We start from the raw sequence: 15,009 nt of genomic DNA on the forward strand, positions 1-15,009 counted from the left end.
CCATCAACGACATCCTCGCCGGCAAGGCGACGCTCGACCAGATCCAGGAGATCGATATCGAGGACCTGCTGGGGCGGGAACCGGTGGCTCCGGATGTCGAGCTGATGCACCGCTGCATTACCGACAAGACGGTACTGGTGACCGGGGCGGGCGGGTCGATCGGCTCGGAGCTGTGCCGGCAGGTGATCGCGCAGGGTGCCAAACGATTGATCCTGTTCGAGGTTTCGGAGTTCGCGCTCTATCGGATCGACCAGGAACTGCGCGCTTTGCCGGGGGTGGCCAACGGTGAGATCGAGGTGATCGCGGCACTGGGCAGTGTGCTCGACGAACGTCGCCTGGCGAGGCTGTTCGACCGGTTTGCGGTCGACACGGTCTATCACGCGGCGGCCTACAAGCATGTGCCGCTGGTCGAACACAACCCGGTCGAGGGGCTGTCGAACAATGCGCTGGGTACCCTGATCGCGGCACGGCTCGCGGCGGCATCGAGCGTGTCCCATTTCGTTCTGATCTCCACCGACAAGGCGGTCCGGCCGACCAACATCATGGGCGCGAGCAAGCGTCTTGCCGAGATGGCGTTGCAGGCGCTCCAGCCAAACTCGCCCGACACCGTCTTCAGCATGGTGCGCTTCGGCAATGTGCTGGGATCCAGTGGCTCGGTCGTGCCGCTGTTCCGTCGGCAGATTGCCGACGGCGGGCCGATCACGGTCACGCACCCGGACATTACCCGTTACTTCATGACCATCCCGGAGGCCGTCGAGCTGGTCATCCAGGCGGGCAGCATGGCGCAGGGCGGGGACGTGTTCGTGCTCGACATGGGCGAGCCGGTCAAGATTGCCCAGCTTGCCCGTCGCATGGTGCACCTCAGTGGCCTCGAGGTGCGTGACGAGCGCAATCCGGACGGCGATGTCGAGATCGTCTATACCGGCCTGCGCCCGGGCGAAAAGCTGTTCGAGGAACTGTTGATCGGGGAGGCGGTAAGCGGCACCGCCCATCCGCGCATATTGCGCGCCAGCGAGGATTGTCTGCCCTGGAGCGTGTTCGAGAAACGCCTGGCTCGCTTGCGCAAGGACATGGACCGTTTCGACCTTCCGGCGGTGCGCACTCACCTCGCCGATGTCGTGAGTGGTTACGAGCCTCACCATCGCATCGAGGATCACTGCTGGCAGGACGAGCCGAGCTGATTCCGCCAACCGTGACGGGCCACGGTTGCCCGTGGGGCGCGATTCGCCGCGTGGCACGCGTGCAAATCCGGTGCACGGTACAATGCCTCGTTTCTCCTCTTGTTCACGGACGACCCTGATTCATGCCTTTCCTGCCCAAAAATGACGCTCGGATGCCTTCGGACTGGGACGGCTGGACGTGGGGTATCGTCACACTCTTCTCACTGACGATCTTCGCCTTGCCGTTCGGGCGGAGCGTCAATGCCCCGCTGGCTCTCCTGGCGCTCCTGGCCATCTGGCTGCTCGCGACCCGCGGGAAGGAAATCATCGGCCGACCAGCGATACGCTGGCTGCTTGTCCTGCTGACCGCGATCTGGCTGCCCCAGCTGCTGGCGCTTGCCGGGGCGGCGAATTTCGAGCGGGCATCGAACACGGCCGCCTACTACCCGTTTTACGCGCTGGCCGCATTGCCGGTGATCTGGGCCGCTTATCGGCATGACATCACGCCCTTTCTGCTGAACGTGGTGCTGGGCGTGTGTCTTGTCTGGGCGATCGATGGGCTGATCCAGTTCTTCCTCGGCTCGAATCTGTTCGGTTTTCCGTACAACGAGCGGCGACTGACCGGGATGTTCCACCCCAATCTGACCATGGGCGTGGTGATGGCGCAGTTGCTGCCGCTCGTACTGGAGGCCGTTCGGCGCCTCATGCACCGTCGTCTGGTCTGGGGGCTCACGCTTCTGCCGATCCTGATGACGATCGTGTTGACCGGCTCGCGGTCCGCCATGCTGGTCATGGGCCTTGCCGTGCTCGCCTATGGCGGGCTTGTCGTCTGGCGGTATCGGGTGCGCTGGCAGTGGATGCTCGCGGCATTGCTCGGTCTCGTGCTTGCCATCAGCGCCGTCCTGACGGTCTCCCCGCAGACCCGAGATCGGGTGATGGTCACCGCCAAGGTGTTCGATTTTGACCGCGAGGCATTCAATGCGGCGACGGCCATGCGGGGGGATGTCTGGACTGCCGGTTGGCAGCTGGCCCAGGATGACCCCTGGCTGGGCGTGGGCGTGCGCGGTTTCGAGGCGCTGGCGGTCGATCGTGGATACAGCGAGGTCCGCTACACGCATCTTCATCTGTTTGCTCTGGACGTGCAGGTCAGCACCGGCCTGATCGGCCTGTCGGCCTATCTGCTTGGCTACGTGCTTTTTCTTGTGTTCCTGTGGCGATATGGCGGGCGGGACATGATTGCCGGAGCCGGCGCTCTCGCTGTCGGGCTGGCGCTCTGGCCGCTGAATACCCATTTTGGCTTCTATGCCTCGTACACACTCGCGGTCGTCTGGCCCGTCATCGGCCTTGCGACCGCGCTTGTGGTGGCCGGAGAGCGACATAGGGCGATCGTGAACTCATCGTTGGGTGCTGGTACTGGCGCCGATTGACCCAGTCCACTGCTGGGTTTTTGCATCTAGCCCCGCCAGAGAGCGCCATCGCCTGCTATCCTTTGGTCAGATTTGCACCTCCCGGCTCCGGTCGGGAGGCCGTCTTTTTGTTGAGCAACCAAGAAGGAGATCTCGATATGGCTTTCCAACTGCCTGATCTGCCGTACGGCTACGGTGACCTGGAGAAGTCCATCGACGCACAGACGATGGAACTGCACCACTCCAAGCACCACAACACCTACGTCACCAAGCTGAACGACGCCATCAAGGACACCGAGTGGGACGACAAGCCCATCGACGAGATCATGGCGAACATCTCCAAGCTGCCGACTGCCGTGCGCAATAACGGTGGCGGTCACTTCAACCACGACATGTTCTGGAAGATGATGTCGCCGAACGGTGGCGGTAAGCCGAGCGGTGTGCTGGCGGACGACATCGCCTCGACCTTCGGCTCGTTCGATGACTTCGTCGAGAAGTTCAACAATGCCGCACTTACCCGTTTCGGCTCCGGCTGGGCATGGCTGGTGGTCGATGGCAGCGGCAATCTGCAGGTCACCTCCACGCCGAACCAGGACAACCCGGCCATGGACATCGCCGAGGTCAAGGGCAGCCCGATCCTGGGCCTGGACGTCTGGGAGCATGCCTACTACCTGCGTTACCAGAACCGCCGTCCGGACTACGTCAACGCCTTCTGGGACGTGGTCAACTGGGACGAGGTGGTCAAGCGCTACGACGCGGCCAAGTAAGCCGTCTCACCGCCGCAACGAGAAAAGCCGGGCTTGCGCCCGGCTTTTTTTATGCCGGACTCGTGGTTTCCGGCACAAAAAAACCGCCCCGAAGGGCGGTTCTGTTCGAAGCGGTCGTGGCTTAGAACTTGTAGGTGTAACCCACGGTTGCCTCGTACTGCTTCATGCGGATGGTGAGGTCCTGGGTCGTGGTGCCACCACTGAGCTGGGTCAGGAGCGGGTTGGAGCCGTTGACCTCGACCTCGGGGGCGTACATGAATGCACCGTGCAGCTCGTGGTTCTTGTTGAACGCGTAGCTGAAGCCGGCGGTGTAGTGGTTCTCGACCACGCCCGGAGCGATGGTGTTGAACAGCGCGTCTTCCGAGCTGATCGGGTTGTCGCCACGGTTCCAGCCGGCGCGCAGCTGCAGCTGCGGAGTGGCTTGCCACTGAACGCCCAGCTTGAATACGTCGACATCGCTCCAGCCGAAGCCGGCGCCATCTTCGCCGCCCAGACACTTGCTGGTGTCGCCGCCCATGCACATGAACAGGTATTCATTGGACGGGTTGGAAATCGCCTTCACGCCGTCGTAGTTGATGCGCTGGTAGTCGAAGGTGACGGTGACGTCCTCGTGCACGTCGGCCGCGATGCCGAGAGTCCAGGTGGCCGGGATGTCGAAGTCGCCACCCTCGGCAAACAGGCCGGAGTACTTGTCGAATTCGTCGGTGTCGATCTCGGACTGGTAGCTGGCTGCCAGGGCGATCTTGTCGGTCGGCTTGAAGGTGACGCCGATCTTGCCGCCGTAGCCCCAGACCTTGTCGTGACCGTTGTTGGTCATGTTGGCCGGGTCAACAGTGAACGGCGGCAGCGGGTAGGCCTGTGCGACCGGGCCGGTGCCGTTGAAGTTGCCCAGGCCCTTGGCCTTGAACTTCTGACGGGCGATGACGGCGCTGATGCCGACAGTCAGCTTGTCTTCCATGAACTGACGGGAGTAGGTCGGCGTGATGAACAGCTGCTCGAGGTTCACGCCGGCAGGGCCGTCACCGTAGGGGCCGTCGGCCGGGACGCCCGGGAAGCCCAGGTAGTTGCCGGAAATCGCCGGGAAGTCGGTGTTCATGCCACCGTTGCCGTAGACCGCGATACCGATGCTGTCGTCCTCGGTGAGGGCGTAGCTCATGCCCAGGCTCGGGATGTAGAACGCTTCACGGTCACTGTCGCCTTCGCCGGACAGAGTGCCTGCCGGGCTGGTGGTTTCGAACTCGTAACCACGAACCGGCTTGAACCACGAGACGTCGAAGTGAACCTGATCGCTCACGTCCGCGAGGGCGGCCGGGTTGCTGGCGATTGCCATGACGTTGTCGTTGGCGAAGGCAACGCCGCCGCCTGCCATGCCCATGCTCTTCACGCCGTAGCCGTGCGAGAAGTAGCCGTTGGTGGCGTGGGCGGTGCCGGCGGCGAGAGTCGCGCCGGTGATGGCTGCTGCTAGCAGGGTCCTTTTGAAGGTCATTCCTCTTTCCTCTCCTGTCGTCAATTCCATTGCCTGAAATCGTTGTTGTTTAAATCCATGTCGCCGACAGTCCTGTCGGCATGCAGAGCACGTTGATCGGGCCTGGCTATTTCCTTGCCAAGGCAATCCTTGCGGCCGTCTGCATCGGCCCGCCCGGATCAGCGACGATGATCAACGTATCAGAACCCGTTAATTTTCCCATTCAAAAACATTAAGTGATGATTAAAAAACCTAGTGCCGAGCTGGGAGAGTGATTTCCATATATTAGAGGTCGCTTAATCAGAGTCATTGGTGCATAGGTAAGCTGCTGAATATGCAGTGGTAGTTAGGTATTTTCCGTGGCATTCACGATTCGCGGGGTGGTTTTCTGCAAAACCGTGAATCCTTGAACGACGTGCCTGCAAGAAAAATTCGCAGAGTCGGCTCCATTGTGGCGGACCGCATTGGCGCCCAACGGGCGACGTGGAGCGTGAGGGGGGCGCAACCGGTGAAACGTCGTGATGAGCCGGCGACGTCAAGAGCGCCAACTTGGCGGCCAGCCGGTGTAGGCGGGCCTGCTGCACGGCCGTCTGTGCGATACCGGAACACGTTCGTGGGGCGAATTGCGCTAGGGTTCTCCAGAGGGATCTCATTTTCTCGGATCGAAGCGTGGAGGAACGGATGAAGTTGATGACCTGTTCGATCGATGGTCGGCAACGGATCGCCATGTACGTCGGGGGCGCGACCGTGGCCGACCTGGCTGCGACAACGGATTGTTTTCCCGAATCGATGGTGGCGTTGATCGAGCAGTGGGACGACTGGAAGGGCTCGATCGAGAGTCTGGCCGAGCAGGCGCCACGACGATCTTTGTCGGATGTTCGCGTCGAGGCACCTGTTCCTGTGCCCAAGCGCGATATCTTCTGTGTCGGCAAGAACTACGCGGATCACGTCAACGAAGTGAAAGCGCTTGGCTACGGCTCCATCCCGAGCCACCCGATCGTCTTTTCCAAGGCAACCACGACGGTCAATCGTCCGGATGGCCTGGTGGATCTGTCCGCCGACCCAACCGAGACCACGGACTACGAGGGCGAGCTCGCCGTGGTGATCGGCAAGGGCGGGCGTTATATCGACGAGCGCGATGCCCGTGATCACGTCTTCGGCTACACGCTGATCAACGATGTTTCCGCGCGTGACCTGCAAGGACGTCACGTGCAGTGGTTCCTCGCCAAGAGCATTGACGGCTATGCCCCCATGGGGCCGGTGATCCTCACCGAGGAGGCGGCCGGGAATGTGCGCGACTGGCGGCTGCAGACCCGCGTCAACGGCGAGTTGCGTCAGGACGCCTCGCTCGACCAGATGATCTTTTCCGTGCCCGAGATCATCGCGACGATCTCCCGCTACGTCACGCTGCAGCCGGGGGACATCATCGCCACCGGCACACCTGCCGGGGTCGGGGCAGGGCACGAGCCGCCGGTCTACCTCAAGCCGGGCGACGAGGTGCGGGTCTCGATCGAGGCAATCGGTGAACTGGTGAGCCGCTTCGTCTGAGAGGTGGCGGGTGCCGCCAACGCTCCTAGAGCTCGATCATTTCGCCCTGTTCGGGCATCAGCACCTCGGTGCCGTGCAGGGTCTCGCCAAAGGCCGCCATCACCTCTTCCTCGCCGTGGACCAGGATGGTCCGGTCCGGCTTGATCGCGCCATGCCACGCGAGCAGTTCGTCGCGATCGGCGTGGGCGGAGAAGCCGTTGATGGTGTGCAGTTGTGCCTTGATGGGGATGTCGTCGCCGAACAGGCGGATGCGCTCGGCCCCGTCGATCAGGTGCCGTGCAAACGTGCCCGGTGCGGCCCAGCCGACGAAGATCACGCTCGCCTCGCGTCGCCACAGGTTGTGGCGCAGGTGGTGGCGTACGCGCCCGCCGGTACACATGCCGGACCCCGCCATGATCACCGCGCCGCCACTCAGGCGATTGAGGGCCATCGAATCGGCGGTCTCGCGGGTGAAGTGCACGCCGGGCAGCCAGAACGGGTCGTCGCCGCGCTCGAATAGGGCGCAGGCATCCTCGTCGTAGCACTCGGGGTGGTGGCGGAATATCTCGGTGGCCGAGATGGCCATCGGCGAATCGAGAAATACCGGCAGGGTGCGGGGGATGATGCCCTGTTCCACGCCTTCGCGCAGGTGATAGAGGAGCTCCTGGGCCCGCTCGAGCGCGAACGTGGGGATGATCACGTTGCCGCCACGCGCCATGGTCTCGTTGATGATGTCGTACATCTCCTGGACCGACGGGGCGAGCGGCTTGTGATCGCGGTCGCCATAGGTGGTCTCCATCACCACGGTTTCGGCCGGCGGTGGCGGTACCGGGTCGCGCAGGATAGGGCGATTGCTGCTGCCGATGTCGCCCGAGAAGATGATCGCCTTTTCGTCCGCGCCATCGCGGTAGGTCAGGCGGATGCTGGCTGAGCCGAGGATGTGGCCGGCATCGTAGAAGGTCGCCGTCACACCGGGCGCCAGTTCCAGTTCGCGCTCGTAATGCGCCTTGCGACCGAAAAGATCCATGGTGTTGAGGGCATCGAGTTCGCCATAGAGCGGTTCAAGCGGCTTCTTGCCGCGCCGTTTGGCCTTGCGCGCATGCCGTTCGGCCTCTTCTTCCTGAAGATGGGCCGCGTCCAGCAACACCACGCGGGCGAGTTCTCTAGTGGCCGGGGTGGCGATGATCTCGCCCTCGAAGCCGCGCTTGACCAGCAACGGGATGCGACCGCAGTGGTCGAGGTGGGCGTGGGTGAGCAGGAGGAGGTCGATCTCGGCGGGATCGAAACCGAACGGCGCGGTGTTTTCCTCGTCGATCTCGTGGCCGCCCTGGAACAGCCCGCAGTCGACAAGCACCTTGAGCCCGTCGAGCTCCAGCAAGTGGCAGGAGCCGGTCACGCCCCGGTTCGCACCGTGAAAGGACAAGCGCATCATGGTCGACCTCCCTGGCCGTCGCCGCATCGGTTGATGCCTCTATTCAAGCACGTAAACGTGCTCGTTGTTGCTGCGCCTGAAACGAAAAAAGGCGACACCTGGATGTCGCCTTCAATCGTCGAGTCGGTTCTGGTGCCGAGGGTCGGACTCGAACCGACACGGGTTTTACCCCGGCGGATTTTGAATCCGCTGCGTCTACCAATTCCGCCACCCCGGCAGGGAGGCGAAAGGTAGCGCACCTGTGGTACAAAGGCAAGATGCCGGGCGACCTCGGATGGCGCCGGCAAGCCGACTCAAGCTCATTCGATGACCCCGACCGCTCGGGGTCGTCTCGTCAAGGAACCGTCAATCGATGTGGACCCTCGGGGACCTTTTCATCCTGATCCTGGTGATCGCCGCCGTGGGCATCTGGGTGCGGCACGATCGCTTTCGACGCCGCGCCCTGGCCCTGGCCCGACAGGCGACCGACAAGGCCGACGTTCAGCTGCTCGATCAGACGGTCAGCCTGCGTCGCGTCGGCCTGGCGCGCGATGACCGGGGATGGCCGCACTTGACCCGTCGGTTCGGTTTCGAATTCTCCAAGAGCGGTTACGACCGCTTTCGCGGGCATGTCGATTTTGCGGGCGACCGGCTGGCCGACCTCGAGCTGGACCTGGGCGACCCGCACTGGCGTCACGAACGCGACTGATCGGTGACGGTGATGGCCTGGAACGAACTGGACCGCCGACGGGCGGAGCGGCAGGTGGCGGACTTCGTCGAGTCGAGGCGTCCGCCGGTCGCCCTGCGCGAGCAGCTGGATATCGGCTATCGGCTGGACGGTCGCGAGATCGAGCTGTTCGAGTTCCGTCGTTCGATGCGCGGGCACCGGATCGAGGAGGATTTCGCCCGGCTTGTTTACGTGATGTCGCGCTCGGTGTGGAAGCTCTACTGGAAACCGTCAGGCGCGCGCTGGCGGCGCTATTCCCCGATGCCGGAAGCGGCGCGGCTCGAGGCTTTGCTGCAGGAAATCGACGAGGATCCGAACGCCTGTTTCTTTGGCTAAGGGCCCGTTCGCATGTGGTAAACAAGAAAGGCCGTCCCGGAGGACGGCCTTTTTCGTTGTTCGGTGGCGACTATCAGCGCCGATCGAACTTGCGCTTGGGCGGACGCCCCTTGCCCGGGTGGCCGCCGGGGCGCGGCCGGCGGCGCGGTCGTCCTGCCGGTGCCGGGCCCATGTTCTGCAGGGCCAGCTTGATGCCGAACAGGTGGATGTTCGAAAGCTGCTGGATCAGGCGATCCGGCATGCCCGCCGGCAGGTCGACGAAGGTGTGATCGGACTCGATCTCGATCGCGCCGATCTGCTTGCCGTGGATGCCACCCTCGTTGGTCAGTGCGCCGACGATGTTGCCCGGCGAAACGCCGTGCTCGCGGCCGACGCTGATGCGATAGCGGACCTTGTCGGAATCGTCGCGCGGTCCTCGCTCGCCGCGGTCCCGCTCGCGCATGGCCGGCGGCGGGGTCATCTCCTTGATCTGCTCGGCAATGACCGGACGGTCCTTCTGCAGCAGGAAGGCGAGCGCACCGGCGACCTCGGCCATCTCGATGTCGTGCTCGTTCTGGTACTCGTTGAGCAGCTCGACGAACGGCGTCAGGTCCTCGGCCTCGCGTACCGCGGTGATCTGGTCCTTGAGCTGCGCGCTGCGACGGCTGGCGATGTCGGTCGCGCTCGGCAGACGCATCTGCTCGATCGGCTGGCGCGTGGCCCGCTCGATCGCCTTGAGCATGCGCTTCTCGCGCGGGGTGACGAACAGGATCGCCTCGCCCGAGCGACCGGCACGGCCGGTCCGGCCGATGCGGTGGACGTAGGCCTCGGTGTCGTAGGGGATGTCGTAGTTGATCACGTGGCTGATGCGGGGCACGTCGAGGCCGCGGGCGGCCACGTCGGTGGCCACGACCAGGTCGAGCTGGCCGTTCTTGAGCTTGTCGACGGTCTTCTCGCGCTCGGCCTGACCCATCTCGCCCGACAGGGCTGCGGCGGAGTAGCCGCGCGCGGCGAGGCGCTCGGCCAGCTCGTTGGTGGCCTGACGGGTGCGGACGAAGATGATGCCGGCATCGAAATCCTCAACCTCGAGGATGCGGGTCAGCGCGTCGGGCTTGTGCATGCCCGAGACCGGCCAGAAGCGCTGGCGGATCGACGAGACGGTGCTGGTGGTCGCCTTGATCTTGATCTCCTGCGGCTCACGCAGGTGACGCTGGGCGATCCGGCGGATCGGCTCGGGCATGGTGGCGGAGAACAGCGCCACCTGGCGCTCCGGCGGCACCTCGGCAAGGATGGCGTCAACATCGTCGATGAAGCCCATCCGCAGCATCTCGTCGGCCTCGTCGAGGACGACCATGCGGATCTGGTCGAACTGCAGCGTGCCGCGGCGCAGGTGGTCCTGGATCCGGCCGGGTGTGCCGACGACCACGTGCACGCCGCGGTCGAGCAGCTTGCGCTGCTGGAACATCGCCTGGCCGCCGTAGATCGGCGCGATGTGGAAGTCGGGCAGGTGGCGGGCGTAGTTGGCCATCGCCTCGGCGACCTGGATTGCCAGCTCCCGGGTCGGAGCCAGCACCAGCATCTGCGGGGCGCGGATCGAGGTGTCGATGCGGCTCAAGAGCGGCAGCGAGAACGCGGCGGTCTTGCCGGTGCCGGTCTGGGCCATGCCGATCAGGTCACGGCCTTCCAGCAGCGGCGGAATGCTCTGTGCCTGGATCGGGGAGGGGGTTTCGTAGCCGACGTCCTGGATGGCCTGCTGGATGGCAGGGTTCAGACCAAGATCGGCAAAGCGGACCGAGGCTTGCTCGGCGGCGGGAGTATCGGACATGGGATGCTCACAATGGGCGGCAGGTGCCGCGGGGAACTGGCGGGCGCGGGGCCCTCACACATCAAGAGCGGATCCCGAGTTGTCCGGGGGCTCTTCACTGGCGGGCTCGTGGCTCGGCGGAATCCGGGGGCGCGATTTGGCCGTCGAGGCCGTGCGGTAGTCCCGGGTAGCCGGGCATCATACCCCGGCTGGCCCGTAATGTCCCGGTTTTTTGCGTACTGCCGTCCGGGATCGGGTCCTGCCGGTCGGGGTGCTGCTATGTTGGGGAGGCGTGGTGCCGCTTGCGGCGCCCGGGACCACACAGGAGCTCGTGATGCCCAATGGACTCGACCCGTTCCCCTTTCCGGGGAGGCGAATGATCGCGCACTCGGGGTGCATGGCCCTGAACGCAAGGCGGTTGATCGCCGGCATGACCGTCCTGTTGCTGGCAATCGCGCTCGTCTCGCCAATCGAGGCAGCGCCGGCCGGTGCGCTGTCCTCCGGGGCTGCGCAGGAATCGGTGAGCAAAGAACAAGGCGAGTCGCCACCCAAGCCCGACCTGGACTCCCGCTTGTATGGACCGGATGGGGAATTGCGTCGGGCGGCGATCGGCGATCTCGGCAATCCGCGCGGAACGTTGACGAACCTTCTCGTGGCTGCTGGCGGCGGGGATTATCAACAGGCGGCCAAGTCCCTGCAGTTGCCCGGTGACATGAGTCACACCGAGGCCGCTGACATCGCCGGCAAGCTCACCTACGTGCTGCGGCAGCGGCTCAAGCTTCGAGAGAATGTGTTGCCGGACGAGTCCGACGGGCTTCGCGAGGCGGAGCGCGAGGAGGGGCGGGCGCCACGCCAGTCGATCCTGTTGAGTGCGTTCGAAGTCGATGGCGAAGAAATCCCCGTTCGGCTGGTGCGAACGACCACGGATGACCAGGTCCGCTGGCTGGTCGATGCACAGACCGTGCAGGGCACCGAGCTTTTGTATGACAACACCGGCATGGGTCGGATCGTCTCGGTGTTCCCCTTCTACCGGGTGAAGTACGAGCTGCTCGGCACGGGGGCGTTTCGACTGGCGTTGGCGGGGGCGGCGCTCATGGCCAGCGTGCTTTTGGCGCTGCTGATCCGGCGTGCGGGTTTGCGACTGACCGGGCGCCTCCTGCCCAGCCATGTGGTCAAGAACTGGTTGCCGTTTCTGCAGCGCTATATCGGCCGAGGCTTTCTGTCGTTGGTCTTCTTTCTCCTGCTTGGGTCGGTCTTCCGCCCGGTGATCCTGTTGCCGCCGCAGTGGAACGATCTGTTCGACTCGCTGGTGTTCGTCGGCGTGGTCGCCTCGATCACCTGGCTGCTGATCAATGTGGTGCGGATGTATCTCTCCGCCTACGGGAAGCGCAAGCTGCGGCGGTTGGAGGACAAGAGCGTGTTCCTGGCGCGCACCTACCACACCAAGATGACGGTGCTCAGCCGGTCGCTGATCGGCGTGATCTTCTTCATCGGTGCCGTCGTGGCCCTCTCGACGTTCGACTGGTTCGCCTCCCTGGGGCTCTCGCTGCTCGCCTCGGCCGGTCTGATCAGTGTGGTGATCGGCATCGGCGCGCAGCGCACGATCGCCAACCTGTTCGCCGGACTTCAGGTGGCGCTGACCCAGCCGATGCGCATCGGCGACATGGTGATATTCAAGGGGGAGTGGGGCTACATCGAGAACATCACTTACACCTACGTGGTGATACGCATCTGGGACCTGCGCCGCCTGACCGTGCCGACCACCATGCTGATCGACGAGCCGGTCTACAACTACTCGTATGCCGACGAGGAGGGCGACCTGAACATCTACGGCGAGGTGTATCTCTATCTCGATTACACCGTGCCCATCGAGCGCCTGCGTGAAAAGCTGGCGGAGCTGGTGCGGGACGATGACAATCACGACGGCGAGGTTGCCAGCGTCCTGGTCACCGGGTGTCGTGACTGGACGATCGAAGTGCGGGCACTGGTCAGTGCGACCGACGGGCTCGCGGCGTGGTACCTGCGTTGCAAGGTGCGCGAGGGCCTGATCGCGTACCTGCAGGAGCTTGACGGCGGTCGGTATCTGCCGCGTTCGCGCGTGCTGCTGGAGCGCAGGTCGGACGAGGAGGTGTCGGAAGGCGACACGTCAATGGCCCCGTCGGACTCGCAGCAGCCGCTACGGTCCCAGGAGGAGGAGCAGGGTGTGGGCGAGCGCCCCGAGGACCTGGGCAGGAACGCCTGAGGGGAGTCACGAGTCGCGTGACGGCGGGGCGGACATAAAAAACCCGGCGATGACGCCGGGTCGCGGTGGCTGATTTGCCGTCGGGCAGTTACTCGCCCTTGTCCTGCTCGGCCTTGGCCGCGGCTTCCTCGAACAGCGGCTTGAGCTCGCCGCGCTCGTACATCTCGATGGTGATGTCCGCGCCGCCGATCAGCTCGCCGTTGACGTAGACCTGCGGGAAGGTCGGCCAGTCCTGGTAGCTCGGCAGGGCCTGCATGATTTCCGGGTCGGCCATGACGTTGACGTAGCCAAACGGCACGCCGCAGGCCTTCATCGCCTCCGCGGTGCGGCTGGAAAAGCCGCAGGTCGGAAATTGCGGGGTACCCTTCATGAAGATCAGGATCGGGTTTTCCTTGACGAACTGGTCGATGCGCTCGAGAGCATCCATGGTGATGGCCTCCAAATCGGTGTCGCTGGGAACGAAGTCTTTCGTTGGTCCATATAGGACCATATTGGTACCGATTTGACAAGGCGTCCGGCCCCGTATGGCTTTTATGGCCGGAGGCTCAGTCCGCCTCGTAGTGACGGACGTCGACGCGGTTGCGGCCGGCCTGCTTGGCGCGATACAGCGCACCGTCGGCCGCGTTGATGATTTCCTGCGGCGTGATGTGCTCGGGGTAGCCGGCCACGCCGGCGCTGAACTGGCAGTGGATGGTATCGCCCGCCTCGGTCGTGATGGCCGCCTCGGCGAACTGCTCGCGCAGCCGGTCGATCAGCTGGGCGGCGGCATCGACCGTGGTCGCGGGCAGGACGACCATGAACTCCTCGCCACCGTACCGACCCACGCCGTCATACTTGCGCAAGCGGGTGTTGAGCAGCGTCGAGAGTCGACGGATCACACGGTCGCCGCTGGGGTGGCCGTGCGTGTCGTTGATGTGCTTGAACTTGTCGATGTCGATCATGACGACCGAGAGCGGCTGTTCCTGACGGATCGCGCGGTCGAGCTCGCTGTCGACCCTTTCCGTGATGGCACGGTGATTCAACAGTCCGGTGAGGGAATCGGTTCGCCGCTCGGCGCGCGCCTGGCGGTAGCGCTGGGCGCGATAGCGCACCATGCGGATCAGGTCCTCGCCGGCGATCGACTTGTTGAGGAAATCGTCGCCGCCCTGAAGCTTGGCTTCCAGTCGGTGCTGGTCGCGCTCCTCGGTCGACATGAACAGGATCGGCACGTCGGACAGCTGCGGGTGCTCGCGGAAGATGCGCGCCAGGTCCACGCCATCCATCTCCGGCATGTACAGGTCGAGCAGCACCACGTCGGGTGCCTCGGAAAGCGCCGTGTCGAAGGCCGCCTCCGGACGGGTCTCGAACAGCAGGCGCACGTTGGCGCGGGCGAACTGCTTGCGCCAGTACATGCCGGCCGTGGCCATGTCGTCGACCAGCAGCACGGTGATCTGCTCGTCGTCGCATTCGTAGGCGCGTGCGCCGGAGAGCAGGCTGTTGAGGCGGGCCGAGTCGATCGGGTAGGTGATCACGTGGTCGATGCCGGCCCGGACCGCGGCTGCACGAATGGCGAAGTCGTCGCGCTGGCTGATCATCAGCGACTGCGCGCAGGACGACATCCGCTTCTTCAGTTCGCGAAGCCGTTCGAGCTCCCGCTGATGGTCGGCGCCGTTGGTGGCCAGGTAGATCAGCAGACCGGTGTGCTCCAGCAGGGCCGGATCCGGATTCTCGAGGTTGATCGGATGGGCGCCGAAACCGCTGCGTCGAAGCGAATCGTCCAGCAACTCGGGGACGTCGCGGCTGCCGGTGTACAGCGCGATGGCCTCGGGGGTCTCATCCTCGGTGCGCTCGAGATGATGCACCAGCCGGTCGAAGTAGCGGATCAACCGATTGAGCCGGGAGAGATCGGCGGAACCGCGCGTGTGCTCCTGGTCGATTTCCTGGTCGATGCGATTGAGGGCTCCGAGCAGCACGCGCAACTGCTGATGCCGGGCGCGCTGGATCAGTTCGCGCACCTGGTTCTGCAGGTCGGCGAGACGGGTCGCGCGTCGCGCTGTCGGGTCGTCGATGGTCGAGCGAAGCGAAGCGGCCGCCATGGGCCAGTCAGTCGGGCCGGTCTCCCGATCGCGGGGGTCCATCGTATCGGACTCTGACTGGGCATTCTCGGGCATGGTGGGCTCGTTCCGGTGAGTCGTTTCAGCAAATC

At 64.3% G+C, this 15,009-nt stretch carries 12 protein-coding genes and 1 tRNA gene; 7 read left to right on the plus strand and 6 right to left on the minus strand.

The window, feature by feature from the left end; genetic code table 11:
• From AWR35_RS09810 to AWR35_RS09820, 3 genes are all read left to right on the plus strand, one after another.
• A partial coding sequence (locus AWR35_RS09810) for a nucleoside-diphosphate sugar epimerase/dehydratase (protein WP_156413989.1) occupies positions 1 to 1,181 on the plus strand: 1,181 nt, incomplete at its 5' end.
• Between the two features lie 122 nt (positions 1,182 to 1,303).
• The gene (locus AWR35_RS09815; protein WP_082664059.1) at positions 1,304 to 2,587 is read left to right on the plus strand and encodes an O-antigen ligase family protein; all 1,284 of its coding nucleotides are present in this window, start codon (positions 1,304 to 1,306) and stop codon (positions 2,585 to 2,587) included.
• A 137-nt stretch (positions 2,588 to 2,724) separates the two neighbouring features.
• Positions 2,725 to 3,333, plus strand: coding sequence for a superoxide dismutase (locus tag AWR35_RS09820; protein ID WP_058575792.1), 609 nt, complete (start codon positions 2,725 to 2,727; stop codon positions 3,331 to 3,333).
• A 121-nt stretch (positions 3,334 to 3,454) separates the two neighbouring features.
• On the opposite strand, the gene AWR35_RS09825 is transcribed toward AWR35_RS09820, so the two are convergent.
• The gene (locus AWR35_RS09825; protein WP_058575793.1) at positions 3,455 to 4,819 is read right to left on the minus strand and encodes an outer membrane protein transport protein; all 1,365 of its coding nucleotides are present in this window, start codon (positions 4,817 to 4,819) and stop codon (positions 3,455 to 3,457) included.
• A gap of 669 nt (positions 4,820 to 5,488) precedes the next feature.
• Here AWR35_RS09825 and AWR35_RS09830 point away from each other — a divergent pair.
• On the plus strand, positions 5,489 to 6,346 hold the full coding sequence (locus AWR35_RS09830; RefSeq protein ID WP_231723592.1) for a fumarylacetoacetate hydrolase family protein: 858 nt from the start codon (positions 5,489 to 5,491) through the stop codon (positions 6,344 to 6,346).
• Between the two features lie 25 nt (positions 6,347 to 6,371).
• Here AWR35_RS09830 and AWR35_RS09835 read toward each other — a convergent pair whose 3' ends face one another.
• Both AWR35_RS09835 and AWR35_RS09840 read right to left on the minus strand, forming a co-directional pair.
• The gene (locus AWR35_RS09835) at positions 6,372 to 7,757 is read right to left on the minus strand and encodes an MBL fold metallo-hydrolase (RefSeq protein ID WP_197408196.1); all 1,386 of its coding nucleotides are present in this window, start codon (positions 7,755 to 7,757) and stop codon (positions 6,372 to 6,374) included.
• A gap of 130 nt (positions 7,758 to 7,887) precedes the next feature.
• Positions 7,888 to 7,974, minus strand: a tRNA-Leu gene (locus tag AWR35_RS09840).
• Between the two features lie 135 nt (positions 7,975 to 8,109).
• On the opposite strand from AWR35_RS09840, the gene AWR35_RS09845 reads away from it, so the two are divergent.
• Positions 8,110 to 8,445, plus strand: a complete 336-nt coding sequence (locus tag AWR35_RS09845) for a DUF3301 domain-containing protein (RefSeq protein WP_058575795.1) — start codon at positions 8,110 to 8,112, stop codon at positions 8,443 to 8,445.
• A gap of 12 nt (positions 8,446 to 8,457) precedes the next feature.
• Positions 8,458 to 8,799 carry a DUF3024 domain-containing protein gene (locus AWR35_RS09850; protein WP_058575796.1) on the plus strand — a complete coding sequence of 114 codons (342 nt, stop codon included), beginning with the start codon at positions 8,458 to 8,460 and terminating at the stop codon, positions 8,797 to 8,799.
• Between the two features lie 73 nt (positions 8,800 to 8,872).
• Here the strand turns inward: AWR35_RS09850 and AWR35_RS09855 are convergent, their stop codons facing one another.
• On the minus strand, positions 8,873 to 10,603 hold the full coding sequence (locus AWR35_RS09855; protein ID WP_058575797.1) for a DEAD/DEAH box helicase: 1,731 nt from the start codon (positions 10,601 to 10,603) through the stop codon (positions 8,873 to 8,875).
• 313 nt (positions 10,604 to 10,916) lie between these two features.
• Here AWR35_RS09855 and AWR35_RS09860 point away from each other — a divergent pair, with 313 nt between their 5' ends.
• Entirely contained in the window at positions 10,917 to 12,824 is a 1,908-nt protein-coding gene (locus AWR35_RS09860) for a mechanosensitive ion channel family protein (RefSeq protein WP_082664061.1), read from the plus strand.
• A gap of 88 nt (positions 12,825 to 12,912) precedes the next feature.
• Here AWR35_RS09860 and grxD read toward each other — a convergent pair whose 3' ends face one another.
• Complete coding sequence (grxD, locus tag AWR35_RS09865) at positions 12,913 to 13,251, minus strand: Grx4 family monothiol glutaredoxin (protein WP_058575875.1); 339 nt, start codon at positions 13,249 to 13,251, stop codon at positions 12,913 to 12,915.
• 118 nt (positions 13,252 to 13,369) lie between these two features.
• The gene (locus AWR35_RS09870) at positions 13,370 to 14,974 is read right to left on the minus strand and encodes a diguanylate cyclase (RefSeq protein WP_058575799.1); all 1,605 of its coding nucleotides are present in this window, start codon (positions 14,972 to 14,974) and stop codon (positions 13,370 to 13,372) included.
• Positions 14,975 to 15,009: the final 35 nt, after the last annotated feature.

Origin of the sequence: Guyparkeria sp. WRN-7 (genome assembly GCF_001641825.1) — a bacterium.
GTDB lineage: Bacteria > Pseudomonadota > Gammaproteobacteria > Halothiobacillales > Halothiobacillaceae > Guyparkeria.

Bases quoted from the DNA above. Each gene is read 5' to 3' on its own strand.
- AWR35_RS09815 (WP_082664059.1), top strand. From the start codon at position 1,304: ATGCCTTTCCTGCCCAAAAATGACGCTCGGATGCCTTCGGACTGGGAC.
- AWR35_RS09820 (WP_058575792.1), top strand. From the start codon at position 2,725: ATGGCTTTCCAACTGCCTGATCTGCCGTACGGCTACGGTGACCTGGAG.
- AWR35_RS09825 (WP_058575793.1), bottom strand. From the start codon at position 4,819: ATGACCTTCAAAAGGACCCTGCTAGCAGCAGCCATCACCGGCGCGACT.
- AWR35_RS09830 (WP_231723592.1), top strand. From the start codon at position 5,489: ATGACCTGTTCGATCGATGGTCGGCAACGGATCGCCATGTACGTCGGG.
- AWR35_RS09835 (WP_197408196.1), bottom strand. From the start codon at position 7,757: ATGATGCGCTTGTCCTTTCACGGTGCGAACCGGGGCGTGACCGGCTCC.
- AWR35_RS09845 (WP_058575795.1), top strand. From the start codon at position 8,110: ATGTGGACCCTCGGGGACCTTTTCATCCTGATCCTGGTGATCGCCGCC.
- AWR35_RS09850 (WP_058575796.1), top strand. From the start codon at position 8,458: ATGGCCTGGAACGAACTGGACCGCCGACGGGCGGAGCGGCAGGTGGCG.
- AWR35_RS09855 (WP_058575797.1), bottom strand. From the start codon at position 10,603: ATGTCCGATACTCCCGCCGCCGAGCAAGCCTCGGTCCGCTTTGCCGAT.
- AWR35_RS09860 (WP_082664061.1), top strand. From the start codon at position 10,917: ATGCCCAATGGACTCGACCCGTTCCCCTTTCCGGGGAGGCGAATGATC.
- grxD (WP_058575875.1), bottom strand. From the start codon at position 13,251: ATGGATGCTCTCGAGCGCATCGACCAGTTCGTCAAGGAAAACCCGATC.
- AWR35_RS09870 (WP_058575799.1), bottom strand. From the start codon at position 14,974: ATGCCCGAGAATGCCCAGTCAGAGTCCGATACGATGGACCCCCGCGAT.